This window comes from Intestinicryptomonas porci (genome assembly GCF_033971905.1).
Classification (GTDB): domain Bacteria; phylum Verrucomicrobiota; class Verrucomicrobiia; order Opitutales; family Intestinicryptomonadaceae; genus Intestinicryptomonas; species Intestinicryptomonas porci.
In genome coordinates, this window is record NZ_JALBUT010000006.1 from 31794 (window position 1) to 48745 (window position 16952).

The following is a 16952-nucleotide window of genomic DNA, read 5'->3' on the forward strand; positions in this document are numbered from 1 at the left end:
TTTAAAGAGGATTTTGAGATTTTATGAATTCATGTTCAAGAGAGAACTTTTCCGCAACAAGATGAGCCAATGCCTTTATTCCGCAACATTCCGTGGCGTAATGCCCGCACGGATAAACATTTATTTTGCTTTCCTGCGCGTACACATACTGCCCCTGCTTCAACTCGCCGCAAACAAGAGTGTCAAAGCCCTCGTCCAAAAGGTGCAAAACAGACGTCGAACCGCTCCCCGAACAAATTACGATTTCATTTGGATTTTCGGAGCCAAATTCAAAGCCCTTGTAGGTATCGGGGAAGAGTTTTTTCAGCCTCCGCGCAAGCTCCGCCCTGCCAATGCCGCCAAGTTTTGCAACGACCGCGATGTCCTCTCCGTCCAAATTGAAACAGCCGCCTGAAATTTCAAGCCCGAGACTTTTTGCGATGAGCGCGGAATTGCCGATTTGCCTGTGGGCATCGAGCGGCAAATGGCACGAGTAAACCGCGATGTCGCCCTCCACAAGATTTTTTACCTTCTCGTAGTTCGACTTCACAATCGGAATAGGCGCAGTCCAAAACATTCCATGGTGGACAAGAAGCAGATTTGCCCCGATTTTCCTTGCTGCCTTGACTTCCTCAATGCCGCAATCGACCGCCGACGCGATTTTTGAAACTTCTCCCGAATTTTCAAATTGAACGCCGTTGTAAGAGCCGGGGAAATCTTTAAACGCCCCTACCCTTAAATACGAATTTATAAATTCCGCTATGTCCGCCAATTTCGCCATAAAGCTTTCAATTTAAAAATTATCCTGTCCGCCGAAAGCCGCAAGCGAAAAAACGCCGCGCCGCTTTTTTTTGCCTACTCCGATTTCAACGCCTTTTCGCGCTCAATTAAAGTCGGGTGCGAATAATGAAAGGCGGAGTAGAGTCTGTGCGGAGTCAAATTGCTCAAATTTTTCGTGTGCAGCTTGCGAAGAGCCTCCACAAGCGGCTTTTCCCCGCCGCAAACTTTCTTTGCAAAAGCGTCCGCCTGGTATTCATACCTGCGCGAAACGGCGTTTTTCACGGGCGTCAACCAAAAATTTATGGGAGAAACCACGATTAGAAATATTAAAAGAGCCGCCGCCATTCCGTCTTGAATGTCAAAACCGAATCCCCTGTAAAACCAATCGCACTTCGCAAAATAAGCAACCAGACCCAAGCCCGCAAACATCATGACAAAGTTTGAGACTATCATTTTGGGAATATGCCCGCGCTTGTAATGCCCGATTTCATGCGCCAACACCGCCTCTATCTGTTCAGGAGAAAGCTGGTTAATCAAAGTGTCGAAAAGTATGATTTTTCTGAACTTGCCAAACCCCGTGAAAAACGCGTTCGAGTGGCTGCTGCGCTTACTTCCGTCGATTACATAAATTGCGCTAGCTTTAAAGCCCGCGCGGTCTGCCATATTTAAAAGCCGCGTTTTAAGCTCCCCCTCTTCAAGCTCCGAAAGCTTGTTAAAAAGCGGCAAAATTACCCGCGGATAAACAATCAGCATAACTACCTGAAATACAGCAATAACGCAAAAGCCCAAAATCCACCAAGTGTTCGGCATTGCGCCAAAGAACCACAAAAGGAGAGCCAAAAGCGGTATCCCAATCACAAGCGAGATTGCGGTTTCCTTAAACTTGTCAGCAATCCAAAGCGAGGTCGTGGATTTGTTGAAGCCGTACTTTTGTTCCAAGACAAACTGCCCGTACCAGTCGAAAGGAAGAGAAAACAGGCTTAAAATTATGGACGACAGCAAAAGTGCCGCCGACTGCGCCCATACGCCGCTTCCGAAAATGCCCGTGAAAAACCTGAACAATATCGGATAAACCCCGAAAATCAAAACAGCGACAATCAGCACAAGCCCGAACAGCCTTTCGTAAATCGAATACGAAATTTTGTCGAGAGTGTACCTCGCGCTCTTTTGATAGTCGGCTTCGTCGATAATCTCTGCAAAAGCTTCGGGAACAGACTCCCTGTTTGCGCGGACTTCCTTCGCGTTCAAAGCGTCAAGCCATGTGTCCGCTAAAAACATCAAAAGAAGCAAGGCGATTGTAAAAAACACTAAATTTGTTAAAATCATTCAGACAAAAGTTTTTTGAATATTGACATTAGCATTGCGGGATTTGCCTTGCCTTTGGAAGCTTTCATGACGGGGCCGACCAAAGCGTTCAAAGCCTTTGCGTTGCCCGCCTTGAACTCTCCGACCGCTTTCGGGTTCGCCGCGATTGCGTCCTTGCAGAAACCTTCAAGCTCGCCTGCGTCGCTGTTCTGCTCCAAGCCCTTTTCCTTTACGATTTGGCTTGCCGATTTTGAAGAGGCGAACATTTCCGCAAAAACTTCTTTTGACTGCGATTTTGAAATCTTGCCTCCGTCAACAATTTTTACAAGCTCCGCAAGGTTTGCGGGTGCAATCTTGCATTCGCCAAAAGGCGGGCGCGTTTCGCCAAATTCCGCCATAGCGGAAAGCTCGCGCAAAATGTCGTTTACGATGATGTTTGCGATTGCTTTCGGGTTGTTGTAAACTGATACCGCCTTTTCAAAGTATGCGCACATGTCGTAGTCAAGACACATTACGCTCGTGATTGAATAAGGCAGTCCGAAATCTTTCATATACCTGCGCTGAATGTCGTACGGGGCTTCGGGAAGCTCCGATTTTATTTTTTCGACAAGGGCGCGGTCGATTTTTACGGGCATCAAATCTGGTTCGGGGAAATAGCGGTAGTCGTGGGCGTTTTCCTTGCCGCGCATCGACTGGCTTACGTTTAGCGAAGCGTCCCACCTCCTCGTTTCCTGCACGATTTCGATGTTTTTGTTGAGCGCGTCCGTCTGGCGGCGGATTTCGTATTCAATGGCGTTTTTGACGCCTGAAATCGAGTTTAAATTTTTAAGCTCTACCTTTACGCCAAGCTTTTCAGAACCTTTGGGGCGCAGAGAAATGTTGACGTCGCAACGCATCTGCCCCTTTTCCATGTCGCATTCGCTGACGCCCAAGCCCGATATGGTTTGTTTTAGCGAATTCAAGTAGGCGAAAGCGTCTTCGGAGCTGAACATATCCGGCTCTGAAACGATTTCCATAAGCGGAGTTCCCGCGCGGTTGTAGTCAACAAGGGAGTCGTTTGCGCAGTGGGTGAGCTTGCCGACGTCCTCTTCCAAGTGTATGCGGGTAAGCTTCACAAAGCGGTGCGCACCCATCTCGCCGCGGGACGCGCTCGCAAGCTCGATTTCAACCGCGCCGCCCTGGCACAAAGGCTGGTCGTACTGCGAAAGCTGGTAGTTTTTCGGGCTGTCGGGATAAAAATAGTTTTTTCTGTCCCACTTGGTTATTTCGGGAATTTCACAGCCGAACATAAGCCCGACTTTCATCGTGTCGTAAATTGCGGCGTAATTCAAGACGGGAAGGACGCCCGGCAAAGCCATAACGACGGGGTCGGTCAGAGTGTTTGGCTCTTCCCCGAAACGGTATGGCGCGCTTGTGAACATCTTTGTTTTGGTGTTCAGCTGAACGTGTACTTCAAGACCTATTACTGGTTCGTATTCCATAATGAAAAGTTTTTTAAAGTGCGGGATTTCTGCCCAGGAAGCCTGCCGTCTGCTCGTAAGCGTAGGCGTAGGAAAGCAGATTTTGCTCGTCGAAAGCTTTGCCGATTAGCTGCAAGCCGATTGGCATTCCTTCCGAATTAAATCCGCAAGGAAGAGACATTCCGGGCAAACCTGCCAGATTTACGTTTATGGTGAAGATGTCGTTTAAGTACATCGAAAGCGGGTCGCCCGACTTTTCGCCTGCCTTGAAAGCACAGGCGGGAGTCGTGGGAGCGGCGATTACATCGACGGTTTTAAACGCTTCCGAAAAGTCGTTGCGAATGAGAGTGCGGACTTTTTGGGCGCGAAGGTAATATGCATCGTAATAGCCCGAACTTAAAACATAGCTTCCCAAAATAATCCTGCGCTTTACTTCCTCGCCAAAGCCTTCCGCCCTCGACTTGAAGTAAAGGTCAACCACATCATGCGCCTTGTCGGAGCGGTGCGTGTAGCGTATGCCGTCGTATCGCGCCAAGTTTGAAGAAGCTTCGGCGGTCGCAATGATGTAGTAAACGGGTATTGCCAAGTCGGTATGTGGAAGCGATATTTCAACGATTTCCGCCCCGAGACCCTTGCAGTGTGCAACAGCCTTTTCAACCGCCGCCCGGACTTCCAAATCCATTCCGTCAACAAAGTATTCCTTCGGAATGCCGATTTTTTTCCCTTTCAAGGAATCTACGGAAAGCGTCGATGCGTAATCGGGAATGTCGATTTTCACGCTCGTTGAGTCGAGCCTGTCGTAAGAAGCAACAGCTTTCAAAAACAGCGCGCCGTCGCGGACAGTCCTTGAAAAAGAGCCGATTTGGTCCAAAGAAGAGGCAAACGCCGCAAGCCCGTAGCGGCTTACCAGTCCGTAAGTCGGCTTTATGCCGACAACCCCGCAGAATGCGGCAGGCTGGCGTATCGAACCGCCCGTATCGGAGCCGAGCGCAATAATGGTTTCGCCCGCCGAAACGGCAGCCGCGCTTCCTCCGCTCGACCCTCCAGGAACTCTCGAAACATCCCAAGGGTTGCGGGTACTCTTAAACGCGCTGTTTTCGCAGGAAGAGCCCATTGCAAACTCGTCCATGTTGAGCCTGCCCCAAAGAACCGCGCCGTTATTTTGCAAATTTTTGACGCTCGTTGCCGTGTACGGGCTTACATAATGCTCAAGCATTTTGCTTGCGCAGGTAAGCGGCTTGTTTTCGACCGCCACAATGTCCTTTAAGGAAACAGGTATGCCGTCAAGCTCTCCCAAAGTTTCCCCTTTCGCCCTGCGCTCGTCGGACTTTTTCGCCATTTCAAGCGCGTCTTCGGGATCTTGAAAAAGAAATGCTCCGACCTTCGGCTCAACGCTGTCAGTTCTTTCAATTACCGCTTTTGTAAGCTCCAAAGATGAGATTTCGCCCTTTGCAAGCATTGACGAAAGCTCCGCGGCGTCTTTATAAAAAATATCCATCAAAAACTTCCTTTCTACGCTTCGTCAACAACTTTTGGAACAACTATCTGGTTTTCCCTTTTCTTGGGAGCGTTCATAAGAGCCTGCTCCACCGAGAGCGTCGGTCCTTCGATGTCGTCGCGCCACACATTGTAAATTGCATGCGCGTGTGCGCTCGGCTCTACATTTGAAACATCGACTTTTGAAAGCTTTTCAAAATACGTTAAAATTTGACCGAGCTGGCGCGAAAAAACCTCTTTTTCTTCGTCCGTAAGCTCTATGCGCGCCAAGTTGGCGACATAAGAAATGTCTATTGCTCCATTTTTGTCCATAAGACGCTTATTTTTAAGATTGCCGCCGCCCTTTTCAAGCTTAATCTTTGCCGCGTCAATAAGCTTTTATGGTGATTATTTCTATTTGCGGCGTGCAAAAAAGCCTTGCGGGTATCGAGCTTGTGCCTATTCCCCTCGTGATGAAAATCGGATCGTCGCGGTGATTTATCAACAGCCCGTCGCTTGAAAATTGCATCTGCCCTTTTCAAGCTTAATCTTTGTCGCGTCAATAAGCTTTTATTGTGATTATTTCGATTTGCGGCGTGCAAAAAAGCCTTGCGGGTATCGAGCTTGTGCCTATTCCCCTCGTGATGAAAATCGGATCGTCGCGGTGGTTTATCAACAGCCCGTCGCTTGAAAATTGCATCTGCCCTTTTCAAGCTTAATCTTTGTCGCGTCAATAAGCTTTTATTGTGATTATTTCGATTTGCGGCGTGCAAAAAAGCCTTGCAGGTATCGAACTTGTACCTATCCCCCTCGTGATGAAAATCGGATCGTCGCGGTGGTTTACCAACAGCCCGTCGCTTGAAAATTCAGTGTAAAGGGAAATGACATTCTTTAAGACGGGTCCGTAAAATGGAATTCTGAACTGCCCTCCGTGCGTATGCCCCGCAAAAGTTACGGACGCCTTGCGCGGAAGCGCGGGAAAAATCGAGGGGTCGTGGGTAAGAAAAATGCAGGGCGCACCTTCGGGAACTTCCTCAAAAGTTTTTTGCAAATTGAAAATATCGGTGCCGAAATCGGGTATGCCCGCTATATAAAAATCTCCGTTTTTGGTCTCCACCTTCGCGGATTTGTTTCGCAAGAACTTAACGCCCGCGCGGGAAATCTGCTCCTCGATTTTTTCCGTGCCCATATCGGTGTCGTGGTTGCCCGTAATCGCGAATTTACCGAGAGGGGCTTCCATTTCCAAAATATATTCGGCAAACCTCTCATAGTCCATGGAAGTATTGTAAAAATGCCTGTTAAAGTAGTCCCCCAAGAGCAGTATCAAGTCGGGCTTTTCTTTATTAACAAGCTCGACAGTCTTTCTCATGCGCCATTTGTCGTAAAAGAACGCGCCCGCGTGAAAGTCGGAAATTACGGCAATTTTTATGTTTTCAAGTTCTTTCGTCCATTTTTTTGAATAAATTACCGATTTTGACGTATGCAGAGCAAAATACGGCTCGTAAACAAACATGTCCGCAACAAGAGCGGCAAAAAGCACGAGAATCAGGTATTTGAGAAACTTGAAAATTTTTGCCATTCTACTTGGAGAATTTTTTTATAAGCGCAAAAGCCCGCACGCTCGCACCCGAATTTGCATGGTGCCAGTTCAATGCGTTCAAGCCGATTTGCTTTCTAAGGGCAACGTCCTTTGCAAGTTTTAAAAGGGCCCCCTTAGCATTTTCTTTATCGGAAACTTTTATCGACGCCTTAGCTTCTTCCAATGATTCGCACATCTTTTTAAAGTTTGTCATGTTCGGGCCGTAAACGATTGCAACGCCCGCCGCGGCGCAATCGAGCGGAGACTGCCCACCGTCGTTAGGCGGCATCGACTTGCCCGCATAGGCAAAATCAGCAACCTGCGTAAGGCGCGCAAGCTCGCCCGTCGTGTCGGCGACATAAACCAAAGTCCCGCCCGGGGCATTCTGTTTCTCCGTCCTGAAATTGAAAGGCAAAACGCCGCCCTGCAAAAGCTTGCGGACTTCCTCCCTGCGCTCGGCATGGCGCGGAACAAGTAGCAGACGCGCGTCTATTCCCGTTTTTTGGCGGATTTCCGACAAAGATTCCAAAAGCATTTCCTCTTCGCCCGCCCAAGTCGATGAGCCGAGCAGGACAAGTGAATCGTTTTCAAAGCCCATTTCAGATTTAAGCGCATCGCGTTCGCTCTCGGAAAGAGGCGCGGAATTTGAGGCGTCGAATTTTATGTTGCCGGTGGAAGAAACGATTTCGGGTTTTGCGCCAAGCTTTAAAAATCTGGCGGCGTCAAATTCGCTTCCACAGGCGATTGCATCGAACTTGTTAAAAATGCGCCGCGCAAAAAAGCCCGCCTTGGAATACCTCTTAAAGCTCCTGTCGGAAAGCCTTGCGTTCAAAAGCAAAAGCGGCTTTTTTTTCGACTTTGCCCTGTGCAGATGCTCGGGCCACAATTCGCCTTCCATCTGGACGCACATGTCGGGCTTTATTCTGCGCCATGCAAGCGCGTTTGAAAGCCAAAAGTCAAACGGGAAAATCCCGACGTAATAACAGTATTTTGCGTACTTTTCGCGCAGGATTTTATAGCCTGTGGAAGTAGTTGTGGTTACCACGACCTCAAAACCGCCGTCTTCATGAAGAAGTTTCAGCATGCTTGAAAGAGCCTCCACTTCCCCGACGCTCACCGCCTGAATCCAAATTCGTTTTTTGTTCTTTTCCGGTGCCGGAAGATTTTTCAAAAATCCGAAACGGTGCGAAAAATCCTTTCCATAGCCTCCCCTTTTTATCATGCGCATTGCATAATAAGGCATTAAAACCGCCATTATGGGCAGAAACAAAATTCGATAAATCCAAATCATGAACTTAGGCTTTTTCAAACAATAAAGCTGTGTTTGCCCCGCCAAATCCACTGCTTAGCGACAGCGCGATTTTCGGATTTTCGTCAATTCTTTTTTGAACGATGTTGAAAGGCTTTGCCGCTTCGTCCAATTCTTCGATGTTTGCGGAAGCCGCAATAAATCCTTCGTCCAACATGAGAGCGCAAAAGCCGGATTCCATCGCGCCCGCCAAAGACAAGCCGTGCCCCGTCAGGGATTTTGTCGAGCTAATCGGAGTTTTCGGACTTTCGCCGAATACGCTTGCGATTGCTTTAAGCTCCGCAGTGTCGCCGATTGGAGTGGACGTGCCGTGGGTGTTTATGTAGCCGACATCTTCGGGTTTTACCCCCGTAGATGAGAACGCAAAGCGCATTGCGTTTGCAAGCCCCTCGCCCTGCGGATGAGGAATTGCGACATTGTATCCGTCGCTCGCCTGCCCCCAGCCCAAAAACTTCGCATAGACTTTCGCGCCGCGCATCTTTGCCGTTTCTTCTTCTTCCAAAACCAAGACAGTTGCCCCGCCTGTTCCGACAAAGCCGTCCCTGTGCTTGTCGTATGGGCGCGAAGCCTTTGAGGGGTCTTTATTGCAAGAAAGAGCCCTCATGCCCGCAAAAGGCAGGATTGTGCGCGCGTTTCCGTCCTCTCCGCCAACCACGAACATGCGCTTTTGGCGTCCGCTTGAAATTTCGTCGAAAGCAAAACCCATAGCGTGCGAAGAGCTTGCGCACGCCGATGCAAAGCCGCAGCTTGCGCCCTTGATTTTAAAAGCCGAAACCAAATTAAAAGAAAGAGTGCCTACAACCGAGGAAACAACGCCCATCGGGGAACAGCGCATTACACCGAACTTGTCGAGCCGCGCCATGTTGTCAACAAGCATGGAGGTAGAGCCTGCAGATGCCGTGTACATGCCCGTTTCAACGTTTGAGATGTCGCTTTCGGAAAGGTTTGCATCTTCTATCGCCTGCTTCATTGCACAATACGCGTAAAGGCAGTGCGGGGAAAATCCGCGCATGACTTCCCTTCTTAGCGAATACTGTTCGGGATAGGTCCAGTCTTCATAGTCAAAGCTTTCGGTATTGAAGCCCTTGATTGTTCCCAAGCATTTCACGGGAATTTTGTCCCCCGCAAACCCATCGTAAAGCTCTATGCCCGAAAGAGAATTTTTGAGGCTGTTTAAGACTTCCCCTTTGGAATTGCCTATGCTCGTTATAAATCCAAGCCCTGTTATTACAACGTTTTTTGACATATTTTTAAAAATCGAATGTTAATGAAATTTTTTCGGCATAAGCGGCCTTTTCGCCGTTTACGAATATGGAGCCTTCAAAAATGCCTATCGGATGGCGTATTCTTTTGGCTGAAACTTTCATTTCAAGCCTGTCGCCCGGCTTGCAAATGCGCATGCACCTGACTCCGTCCGCCGAAGTGAAAAATATGCGCTCCTTGTTTGCATTTTTGCCCGAAGGGTCGATTTCTCCCCTCATCAAAAGCACGATGGCAAGCTGCCCCAATGCTTCAAGCATAACCGATGCGGGGAAAACGGGATTATTCGGGAAATGCCCCTTCAAGAAAAACTCATCGCCTTTTATGGTGTAAGAGCCGTGTACTTCGCCGCCTTCAATTTCCGCATCCTCGACAAAAAGATAAGGATGCTGTTGCGGCATAAAGCTTTCGATTTCTTCTTTTGTAAACTTTTTTAAGTTGCACATATCAAATATAAAATACAATCACACTTTTATTTTCTTTCAATAAAAAATTGTTGCCTACTCCGATAAAATAGACAATCTTCATTGTCGTGAATTCGTCAAAAAATAAAATTTTATTTGCCGTAAACCGCACAAAGCCCAATGCCGACATTCTCGTAAAAAGGCTTTCGGGCGCGGCAAAGCGCGAAAACTTTGAATGCGTAATAGAGGGCAAGTTTCCGCCCCCCGAAGACGCCTTCAAAGACGCGAAATGCTGCTGTGTAATCGGCGGAGACGGCACAATACTTTCCTGCCTAAGCGGCGCGGCAAAATACGGAGTTCCGATTTTCGGGATAAATCTCGGCAAACTCGGATTTATGGCGACATTTACCGATTCCATTTCAGACGAAGAATTTTTGGATATGGTAAACGGCAAGAACGCAGAAATGGAAACACGCACAATTCTGTCGGCAAGCTTCGGCAAAAACCGCTTTCTCGCGCTAAACGAATTTGCCGTAAAATCGCAGTCGCCCGCGGAAATACTATCTGCCGAAGTTTTGGCTGACGGGGAATTTGTCGCGGATTTTGTGGGGGACGGGTTGATTTTTTCAACGCCCACGGGAACTTCCGCATACAACCTTTCGGCGGGCGGGCCCTTAATACACCCTAAAGCGAGAGTCTTCGCGCTTACGAGCATCTGCCCGCACACGCTCTCAAACCGAAGCCTTGTATTCGATTCCGAAACGAAGCTTGAAATCCGCGCAAAAAACCCGAACGCAGTCTTGATAAGAGACGGCAATGTGGAAAAAAGCTGGCGAGGAGAGCCGCTTTTTGTGGAAGCCGCGCCCGAAACAGTGAAATTCGTACGCCCCGCCGGTCATTCCCATTTTTATATTCTGCGCACAAAATTGGGCTGGGGCGGAAATCCCCGCACTCAAAGATAGCCATGGAAACTCCGCAAAACGCAAAAGACAGGGTTATTGAAATGGCGGCAAAAGCCCTGAAAGAAAAGTCGCTCAAAGAAGAGACCGAAAGAAGAGTTTCGCTATGCTGTATAGCGATTTTCGCCGCGCTTAATTTCGCGCTGTTTTTCTTTGCAAATGATTTCGTTTTCGGGAACGCAAACTTAAAATATGTTGCGCTTGCGGGAGACGCGGCGATTTTTGCCGCAATTTTTTTAAAGCGCAACCCCTTTGAGTTCGCACGAGTATTCTTTGCGGCATGTGCGGGATTTTACTCGTATTTATATTTTTGCCAAGACATGGGACAGACCGCGGCAATAAACGCCATCTACTGGCTTTCGGCAACCCCTCTCACAATCAGAATGAAAACAAAAATCACGATTTTTACGCTCATTCTTTCCGAATGCTTTTACGTCGCGCTAATCCGCGCTATGATAGAAAGGCTCTAAAAGATGGAAAACAAAAACCAAGAAAAAAAGAAGCTTACATTATCGCAAAAAATTTCCAGAACCGCCGAATTTTTCACTTTCGGAATCTGGTCTTCCGACATTCATGAGATGTCGAAATTCAAGGCATCCGTCTATGCGCTTATGAGGGTCGTCTCAACCACGGTTTCGGGAATGCTGAAAAACAAAATTCCCGTGCAGGCGGCGTCGCTTTCATACACGACTTTGCTCGCGCTCGGGCCTCTCGTGGCGGTCGTCATCATATTTTCAGGAATGGTGTTTAAAGAGAAGGGCGACAGGTTTGTGTACGACAAAATAGTGGATGCCATGGTGTTTGTAATGCCCGCAGTAAACGAAGTGGTTGAAACTCCGCCGCCGCACATACAAGAAAGCATTGACTTTGCAAAGCAAAAGCAGGAAGAAATCGCGGCTTCGGAAACGCGAATAAACCCCGAAATTCGCGCCCTGATTGCAAAAATTTCAAAAAGCAGCACTTCGCTAGGCATAATGGGCACTCTCACCGTCGTGTTTACATGCCTGCTTTTGTGCGTCAACATGGAATCGGCATTCAACACCGTCTGGGGGCTGCACAAAGGAAGGGGCTGGCTGATGAGATTTACGTTTTACTGGATGCTCATAACCTTCGGGGTTGTTTTGGGGCTATCGGGAATGACTTTCTTAACAGGCTCGCAGCTTGGCGAAATTTTTAAGAATATCCCTATAATTTCCGAATACGCGGGCTGGGGAACGAAGCTTGTGGGAATGGGCGCGCTGGTCGTGGCTCTTGCCCTGTTTTACAAGTGTATGCCGAACACATATGTAAAAACGGTTCCGTCTTTGATAGGGGCATTCATCGTGACGTGCCTTTTGCTTGCAAACAACAAGCTGTCGTTTTTATACATCGGCAAAGTCGTGGAACAGCAGAATTTTTACGGATACCTTGCAATAATACCCGTTGCAATGTTCAGCTTGTACATATTCTGGCTCTTCATACTAACGGGGGCGCAAATAACCTACGCGATACAAAACATCGACATGCTTTCAAGCGCGGAAAGCTGGAAGCGCACGGGAAGCCAAGTAAAGAGAATGCTCGCCCTTGCCGTATTTTCGGAAATCGCAAAGGCGTTTTATAAAGAAGAACCTGCGCCCAATCTAAAAAGCCTCTGCGCTACGCTCGACATCCCGAAAATAGTGGCAAGCGCGTGCATAATGGTGCTTGTTGAAAAAGATTTGATATGCGAAGTCGAAGACGAAAACGGAGAGCCTCGCTTCAAACCCGCTTTTGCACCCGACAGCATAACGCTTGCGAGGTTTTTCCAAATTCTCGGCGAAAACCCCGGAGACAATATCGTATCTTCCGACATCGCAAAGAGAAGCCATGCGGCGTCGTTTGCTATGGGAGTTTTCGCAAACCTTGCAAAAGGCGAAAACATGCAAAAAACAATCAAGGATTTAACTATTTAAAATGGATATTTTTGAACTCCGCAACGAATACAAAAAAGGCTCGCTCGACAGGGGCGATTTAAGCGAAAACCCGTTTGCCCAATTTAAGAAGTGGTTTGACGAGGCAATGCACTGCAAGCTCGAAGAGCCAAACGCAATGGATGTAGCAACCGTAAACGAAAACGGCGAACCCGACATACGGACGGTGCTTCTGAAATCGTGGGACGAAAAGGGATTTGTGTTTTTCACGAACTACGAATCCTCAAAGGCGCGCGACATCGCAAAAAACAGCAATGTCGCAATCCATTTTCTGTGGCTCGGGCTCGAACGCCAGCTGAAGATTTTGGGAAGAGCTGAAAAAATAAGCGCGCTCGAATCCTTGCGCTACTTTGTCTCACGCCCGACCGACAGCAGGCTCGGCGCATGGGTTTCGCACCAAAGCAAGGTTATAACATCGCGCTCAATTTTGGAAATGAAGTTTGACGAGATGAAGCGCAAATTCGCAAACGGCAAAATCCCACTGCCCGACTTTTGGGGCGGATACAGAGTAGTTCCGCACACATTTGAATTTTGGCAGGGAAGACCGAGCAGACTGCATGACCGCTTCCGATACAAACTAAGCGAAAACGGTTGGCAAATAGACCGCCTTTCGCCTTAGCAACACAAAAGAAAGCCCCGTTATTACGGGGCTTTTCAGCAGTTAAAAACTTTTAGCACCTTACAAAGCCGACATCCCGCGCTCGCCCGTGCGTATGCGCACAACATCGTCAACGGGCATGACAAAGATTTTGCCGTCTCCTATTTTGCCCGTTTTTGCGGACTTCATTATGGTATCGACAACCTTGTCAGCCAAGTCAGACGGAACGCAAATATCCAAAACAAGCTTGGGCAAAAGCTCGCTTGTGTATTCGCTGCCCCTGTAAATTTCAGAATGCCCTTTCTGGCGGCCGAAACCCTTTACTTCCGTGACAGTCATTCCTTCAACGCCGATTTCAGCAAGCCCCGCCTTTACTTCTTCCAGCTTGAAAGGCTTTATTATCGCTTTTATCATTTTCATAATTCGTCTATTTTTTTATTATAATTTTGCAAGTGCAAGCTTTTTAAACCCAAAAAATTCATCATTCTTTCAAAAACACCGCGTACTTGTTTTTTCCGTCCTCAAAAATTTTGTTTTCCGCGCCGTAGGCAAACTTTAAATTTTCGGAAGTCAAAACGCATTTCGGCTCGCCGAACGCGAAAATTTCGCCGTCCCTTAAAAGGGCGATTTTATCCGCATGCTGGCTTGCCAAATTGACGTCGTGCAAAATCGCAAGAACTGACGTTTTGGCGTCGGCAAATTTTTTTACGGCAGACATCGCCAAGTTTGAGTTTTTCGGGTCGAGGTTTGAATTAGGCTCGTCGAGCATCAAAAGCGTCCCTGCCCTGCCGCACGCACCTATCTGGCAAAGAGCCCTCGCAAGCTCGACCCTGCGCCGCTCCCCGCCTGAAAGCCTTGTGAAAACCCTGCCTTCAAATCCCGACATTCCGACTGCCGAAAGGGCGTTTTTGGCGATAAAAATATCCTCTTTTGATGCGAAAAATCCGCCACGCGCATACCTGCCAAGCAGTACAAAGTCGAGAACAGAGCTTTCAAAATTAAATTCGCTGTCCTGCATCAATGCCGACCTTATTTTTGCAAGCTCCGAAGGCGAATATCCGCCCAAAGGTTTTCCCGAAAGCAAAACCCTGCCTTTTTGGGGTTTTTCCAAGCCGCAAATGACTTTAAACAAAGTGCTTTTTCCCGCGCCGTTAGCTCCCAAAACCGCGACAAATTCGCCGTCTTCAACGCAAAAATCCACGTTCTTCAAAACAGGATTTTCCCCGTAAGAAAATGACAAATTTTCGACTTTAAGCATTCGCGCCCCTCCTTAACAAATACAAGAAAAACGGCGCACCCAAAAGCGCGGTCACAACTCCTATCGGGACGGAATCAAGCGGGGAAGCAAGCCTTGAAACTATGTCGGAAAATACTACAAGGCACGCTCCCGACACTGCGGAAAAAGGCAGAAGGGTTCGATTGTCGGGGCTTGTAAGCATTCTGCAAACATGGGGCACTACAAGCCCGACAAAGCCTATTATTCCGCAAATGGCAACCGCGCATGCCGCCATGACCGCGGCGGCACAAATTGAAATTCTTTGGAGAGACTTTACGCTTGCGCCCGACAAATACGCGTTGTCGGAACCAAGCATGAGCATGTTGAGCCCCCTCGAATTAAGAAATAGCAGAAGCCATGACAAAACGCCGAAAAAAGACGCGACCAAAATCTCCCCCCAAGAACAGTTTTCAAGAGAGCCGAGCGTCCAGAAAACAAACCCCTTCACGCCCGCCTCGCGGACGCCGTACATGATAAATCCGACAAGCGCGCCGCAAAAAGCGTTTATTGCAATGCCCGCAAGAAGCATTGAAAAAGCCGAAAGCCTGCCGTTTATCCTGCCGAGACGCCAAATGGCAAATGTCGCCAAAAGCCCGAAAACAAGGGCTGAAATTTGAACGGAAATTGCAAAAACGCCGAAATTTACGGCAACCGCAGCCCCAAGAGCCGCCCCTGAGCTAACCCCAGTAATTGAAGGATCCGCAAGAGGATTTCTAAAAAGAGCCTGCATGGCAACCCCCGCGCTTGCAAGCATTGCGCCGCAAAATATTCCCGCAACCAAACGGGGAAGGCGGACATCGAATATTATCGCCCCCAGTGTTTCGTCAATATTCTTTCCCGCAAGGACTGCAAAAATGTCGGAATACGATATTTCCTTTAAGCCCACACCGAGGGAAACCGCGCTTAAAAAAACCAACAACGCGCAAGATGAAGTGAAAAAAATCCAAAATCCGCGCACGCTTGGAGGCTTTCTACCTAAACGTCTTGCGCGGCGCGAACCCCGCTTTTGCGGGAGCCGCGGGACGCGCGGCAGGTTCGTTTGAGCGCATTCTGTAAACTATGCGCGCCTTTTCGATGTCTTGTGGAGTCATCTCCATCTTTACCCTGTCGCCGACAGTGAGCTTTATGAAGTTCTTGCGCAATTTTCCCGAAATGTGCGCAAGCACCATATGCCCGTTGGGCAGTTCGACACGAAACATTGTGCCGGGAAGCACCGACACCACTTTACCTTCTACTTCTACGCAGTCTGACATTTAAAATATATTGATATTTTTCGTATAATTCTTTCTATTTGTGCTTGTTATACCCAAATAGTCAAGATTTTTTAAAAAAATAAGATGAAAGACAAGCCTTTCCCTGAATGCCCCTTTGAGCCTCTGCGCCATTCATTTTTAAACAAAGACGACGAATTTTTCATGAAGCTTGCCTACAACCAGGCACTGAAAGCATGGAATATCGGAGAGGTCCCAGTGGGCGCAGTCATAGAATACGGCGGAGAAGTTGTCGCGCAGGCACACAACATGGTGGAAACCCTGCAAGACCCGACGGCGCACGCCGAAATTCTGGCAATCACGCAAGCGGCGAAAAACATCGGCGACTGGCGGCTTAACGGCTCCACTTTATACGTCACAAAAGAGCCGTGCCCCATGTGTTCGGGAGCGTGCGTTATGAGCAGGATAAGCCGCGTGGTTTTCGGCGCGCCCGACCCCAAAATGGGATTTTTGGGGGGAGCCGCAAAAATTCATGAAACATCGGGGCTTAACCACAAGGTGGTTGTTTCCGATTTAGTCTTAAAAGACGAATGTGTGGAACTCATAAAAACCTACTTCGCCTTAAAACGAAAAATATCAAAACCCGAAACAGAAAAGGATGAATACGATGAATTATCGCGTTAAAAAAACAATCTCAATATTAGCTTTATTTGTCACAGCCATTCCGATTTTGTTCGGGACGGAAAAAGGCAACAAAATGAAATACGAATTAAAATCTCTCCCCTACTCTTACGAAGCGCTCGAACCCTATATCGACGCCGAAACCGTAAAACTGCACCACGACAAGCACCAGGCGGCATACGTCGCCAAGCTTAACGCCGCGCTCGAATCCGCGCCCGAATTTGACGCGCCTGAATGCATGAGAAAACTCCTGTCAAACCTAAGCGATGTTCCCGAAAAAATCAGAAACGCAGTGCGCAACAACGGCGGCGGGGCGTTTAACCATGTATTTTACTGGGAAGGTCTTTCTCCCGACAAAACAGAGCCTTGTGCGGAATTCAAGGAAGCTATCGAAAGGGATTTTGGCTCCGTTGAAAAATTCAAGGAAGAAATGTCAAACGCCGCAGTCAACCGGTTCGGCAGTGGCTGGGCTTGGCTTGTCCTTACGAAAGAAGGCAAACTCAAAGTTGTGGCAACTCCAAACCAAGACTGCCCCGTAATGGGCGAAATAGCCAATACCTGCGGCTCAACGCCGATTTTCTGCATAGACGTATGGGAACACGCCTACTATTTGAAATACAAAAACCTGCGCCCCGAATATGTGAAAAACATATGGAACATAGTCAACTGGCAGGAGCTCTGCAAAAGATACAAAGAAGCGTTGAAAAAATAAATTCATTCCATCGA

Annotated in this window: 21 protein-coding genes; 6 read left to right on the forward strand and 15 right to left on the reverse strand. The window is 48.2% G+C overall.

Features of this window, described 5'->3' with window-relative positions:
- Position 1 precedes the first annotated feature (1 nt).
- The 11 genes from MOX91_RS05900 to MOX91_RS05950 form a co-directional block, all read right to left on the reverse strand.
- Positions 2-760 carry a Nif3-like dinuclear metal center hexameric protein gene (locus tag MOX91_RS05900; protein ID WP_370397158.1) on the reverse strand — a complete coding sequence of 253 codons (759 nt, stop codon included), beginning with the start codon at positions 758-760 and terminating at the stop codon, positions 2-4.
- Positions 761-834: 74 nt separating this feature from the next.
- Positions 835-2085 carry a M48 family metallopeptidase gene (locus tag MOX91_RS05905; protein ID WP_370397159.1) on the reverse strand — a complete coding sequence of 417 codons (1251 nt, stop codon included), beginning with the start codon at positions 2083-2085 and terminating at the stop codon, positions 835-837.
- Positions 2082-3545, reverse strand: a complete 1464-nt coding sequence (gene gatB / locus MOX91_RS05910) for an Asp-tRNA(Asn)/Glu-tRNA(Gln) amidotransferase subunit GatB (RefSeq protein WP_370397160.1) — start codon at positions 3543-3545, stop codon at positions 2082-2084. The genes MOX91_RS05905 and gatB overlap by 4 nt, the downstream gene beginning before the upstream one ends.
- 13 nt (positions 3546-3558) lie before the next feature.
- A complete protein-coding gene (gene gatA / locus MOX91_RS05915) occupies positions 3559-5022 on the reverse strand; it encodes an Asp-tRNA(Asn)/Glu-tRNA(Gln) amidotransferase subunit GatA (RefSeq protein WP_370397161.1) in 1464 nt (487 codons plus the stop codon).
- A gap of 14 nt (positions 5023-5036) precedes the next feature.
- Positions 5037-5333, reverse strand: coding sequence for an Asp-tRNA(Asn)/Glu-tRNA(Gln) amidotransferase subunit GatC (gene gatC / locus MOX91_RS05920; protein ID WP_370397162.1), 297 nt, complete (start codon positions 5331-5333; stop codon positions 5037-5039).
- Positions 5334-5388: 55 nt separating this feature from the next.
- Positions 5389-5529: a hypothetical protein gene (locus MOX91_RS05925; RefSeq protein WP_370397163.1), complete on the reverse strand. Its 141-nt coding sequence runs from the start codon at positions 5527-5529 to the stop codon at positions 5389-5391.
- 30 nt (positions 5530-5559) lie between these two features.
- Positions 5560-5700: a hypothetical protein gene (locus MOX91_RS05930; RefSeq protein ID WP_370397163.1), complete on the reverse strand. Its 141-nt coding sequence runs from the start codon at positions 5698-5700 to the stop codon at positions 5560-5562.
- A 30-nt stretch (positions 5701-5730) separates the two neighbouring features.
- A complete protein-coding gene (locus tag MOX91_RS05935) occupies positions 5731-6579 on the reverse strand; it encodes a metallophosphoesterase (protein ID WP_370397164.1) in 849 nt (282 codons plus the stop codon).
- 1 nt (position 6580) lies between these two features.
- On the reverse strand, positions 6581-7888 hold the full coding sequence (locus tag MOX91_RS05940; RefSeq protein WP_370397165.1) for a 3-deoxy-D-manno-octulosonic acid transferase: 1308 nt from the start codon (positions 7886-7888) through the stop codon (positions 6581-6583).
- Positions 7875-9134, reverse strand: a complete 1260-nt coding sequence (locus tag MOX91_RS05945; protein ID WP_370397166.1) for a beta-ketoacyl-[acyl-carrier-protein] synthase family protein — start codon at positions 9132-9134, stop codon at positions 7875-7877. Before MOX91_RS05945 ends, MOX91_RS05940 begins: the two co-directional genes overlap by 14 nt.
- 4 nt (positions 9135-9138) lie before the next feature.
- Entirely contained in the window at positions 9139-9594 is a 456-nt protein-coding gene (locus tag MOX91_RS05950; protein ID WP_370397167.1) for a 3-hydroxyacyl-ACP dehydratase FabZ family protein, read from the reverse strand.
- Positions 9595-9680: 86 nt separating this feature from the next.
- Between MOX91_RS05950 and MOX91_RS05955 the strand changes: the two genes are divergently transcribed.
- Genes MOX91_RS05955 through pdxH form a run of 4 tightly spaced genes read left to right on the forward strand, consistent with a single transcriptional unit; the run spans position 9681 to position 13079 of the window.
- The gene (locus tag MOX91_RS05955; RefSeq protein ID WP_370397168.1) at positions 9681-10514 is read left to right on the forward strand and encodes an NAD(+)/NADH kinase; all 834 of its coding nucleotides are present in this window, start codon (positions 9681-9683) and stop codon (positions 10512-10514) included.
- Positions 10515-10516: 2 nt separating this feature from the next.
- On the forward strand, positions 10517-10981 hold the full coding sequence (locus MOX91_RS05960; RefSeq protein WP_370397169.1) for a hypothetical protein: 465 nt from the start codon (positions 10517-10519) through the stop codon (positions 10979-10981).
- 3 nt (positions 10982-10984) lie between these two features.
- Positions 10985-12442 (forward strand): YihY/virulence factor BrkB family protein, encoded by a 1458-nt coding sequence (locus MOX91_RS05965; RefSeq protein WP_370397170.1) that lies wholly within the window; start codon positions 10985-10987, stop codon positions 12440-12442.
- 1 nt (position 12443) lies between these two features.
- The gene (gene pdxH / locus MOX91_RS05970) at positions 12444-13079 is read left to right on the forward strand and encodes a pyridoxamine 5'-phosphate oxidase (RefSeq protein ID WP_370397171.1); all 636 of its coding nucleotides are present in this window, start codon (positions 12444-12446) and stop codon (positions 13077-13079) included.
- A gap of 60 nt (positions 13080-13139) precedes the next feature.
- Here the strand turns inward: pdxH and MOX91_RS05975 are convergent, their stop codons facing one another.
- The 4 genes from MOX91_RS05975 to infA form a co-directional block, all read right to left on the reverse strand.
- A complete protein-coding gene (locus tag MOX91_RS05975) occupies positions 13140-13478 on the reverse strand; it encodes a P-II family nitrogen regulator (RefSeq protein WP_370397172.1) in 339 nt (112 codons plus the stop codon).
- A gap of 61 nt (positions 13479-13539) precedes the next feature.
- On the reverse strand, positions 13540-14316 hold the full coding sequence (locus MOX91_RS05980) for an ABC transporter ATP-binding protein (RefSeq protein WP_370397173.1): 777 nt from the start codon (positions 14314-14316) through the stop codon (positions 13540-13542).
- Entirely contained in the window at positions 14309-15253 is a 945-nt protein-coding gene (locus tag MOX91_RS05985; protein ID WP_370397174.1) for a FecCD family ABC transporter permease, read from the reverse strand. The genes MOX91_RS05980 and MOX91_RS05985 overlap by 8 nt, the downstream gene beginning before the upstream one ends.
- Before the next feature lie 52 nt (positions 15254-15305).
- On the reverse strand, positions 15306-15587 hold the full coding sequence (gene infA / locus MOX91_RS05990) for a translation initiation factor IF-1 (RefSeq protein ID WP_370397175.1): 282 nt from the start codon (positions 15585-15587) through the stop codon (positions 15306-15308).
- Positions 15588-15671: 84 nt separating this feature from the next.
- Between infA and tadA the strand changes: the two genes are divergently transcribed.
- A complete protein-coding gene (gene tadA, locus MOX91_RS05995) occupies positions 15672-16229 on the forward strand; it encodes a tRNA adenosine(34) deaminase TadA (RefSeq protein ID WP_370397176.1) in 558 nt (185 codons plus the stop codon).
- Positions 16230-16302: 73 nt separating this feature from the next.
- Complete coding sequence (locus MOX91_RS06000; protein ID WP_370397177.1) at positions 16303-16938, forward strand: superoxide dismutase; 636 nt, start codon at positions 16303-16305, stop codon at positions 16936-16938.
- Positions 16939-16952: the final 14 nt, after the last annotated feature.

Excerpts from the sequence above, each read along its gene's own strand:
- MOX91_RS05900 (WP_370397158.1), bottom strand. The coding sequence starts at position 760 with ATGGCGAAATTGGCGGACATAGCGGAATTTATAAATTCGTATTTAAGG.
- MOX91_RS05905 (WP_370397159.1), bottom strand. The coding sequence starts at position 2,085 with ATGATTTTAACAAATTTAGTGTTTTTTACAATCGCCTTGCTTCTTTTG.
- gatB (WP_370397160.1), bottom strand. The coding sequence starts at position 3,545 with ATGGAATACGAACCAGTAATAGGTCTTGAAGTACACGTTCAGCTGAAC.
- gatA (WP_370397161.1), bottom strand. The coding sequence starts at position 5,022 with ATGGATATTTTTTATAAAGACGCCGCGGAGCTTTCGTCAATGCTTGCA.
- gatC (WP_370397162.1), bottom strand. The coding sequence starts at position 5,333 with ATGGACAAAAATGGAGCAATAGACATTTCTTATGTCGCCAACTTGGCG.
- MOX91_RS05925 (WP_370397163.1), bottom strand. The coding sequence starts at position 5,529 with ATGCAATTTTCAAGCGACGGGCTGTTGATAAATCACCGCGACGATCCG.
- MOX91_RS05930 (WP_370397163.1), bottom strand. The coding sequence starts at position 5,700 with ATGCAATTTTCAAGCGACGGGCTGTTGATAAACCACCGCGACGATCCG.
- MOX91_RS05935 (WP_370397164.1), bottom strand. The coding sequence starts at position 6,579 with ATGGCAAAAATTTTCAAGTTTCTCAAATACCTGATTCTCGTGCTTTTT.
- MOX91_RS05945 (WP_370397166.1), bottom strand. The coding sequence starts at position 9,134 with ATGTCAAAAAACGTTGTAATAACAGGGCTTGGATTTATAACGAGCATA.
- MOX91_RS05950 (WP_370397167.1), bottom strand. The coding sequence starts at position 9,594 with ATGTGCAACTTAAAAAAGTTTACAAAAGAAGAAATCGAAAGCTTTATG.
- MOX91_RS05960 (WP_370397169.1), top strand. The coding sequence starts at position 10,517 with ATGGAAACTCCGCAAAACGCAAAAGACAGGGTTATTGAAATGGCGGCA.
- MOX91_RS05965 (WP_370397170.1), top strand. The coding sequence starts at position 10,985 with ATGGAAAACAAAAACCAAGAAAAAAAGAAGCTTACATTATCGCAAAAA.
- pdxH (WP_370397171.1), top strand. The coding sequence starts at position 12,444 with ATGGATATTTTTGAACTCCGCAACGAATACAAAAAAGGCTCGCTCGAC.
- MOX91_RS05975 (WP_370397172.1), bottom strand. The coding sequence starts at position 13,478 with ATGAAAATGATAAAAGCGATAATAAAGCCTTTCAAGCTGGAAGAAGTA.
- MOX91_RS05980 (WP_370397173.1), bottom strand. The coding sequence starts at position 14,316 with ATGCTTAAAGTCGAAAATTTGTCATTTTCTTACGGGGAAAATCCTGTT.
- infA (WP_370397175.1), bottom strand. The coding sequence starts at position 15,587 with ATGTCAGACTGCGTAGAAGTAGAAGGTAAAGTGGTGTCGGTGCTTCCC.
- tadA (WP_370397176.1), top strand. The coding sequence starts at position 15,672 with ATGAAAGACAAGCCTTTCCCTGAATGCCCCTTTGAGCCTCTGCGCCAT.
- MOX91_RS06000 (WP_370397177.1), top strand. The coding sequence starts at position 16,303 with ATGAAATACGAATTAAAATCTCTCCCCTACTCTTACGAAGCGCTCGAA.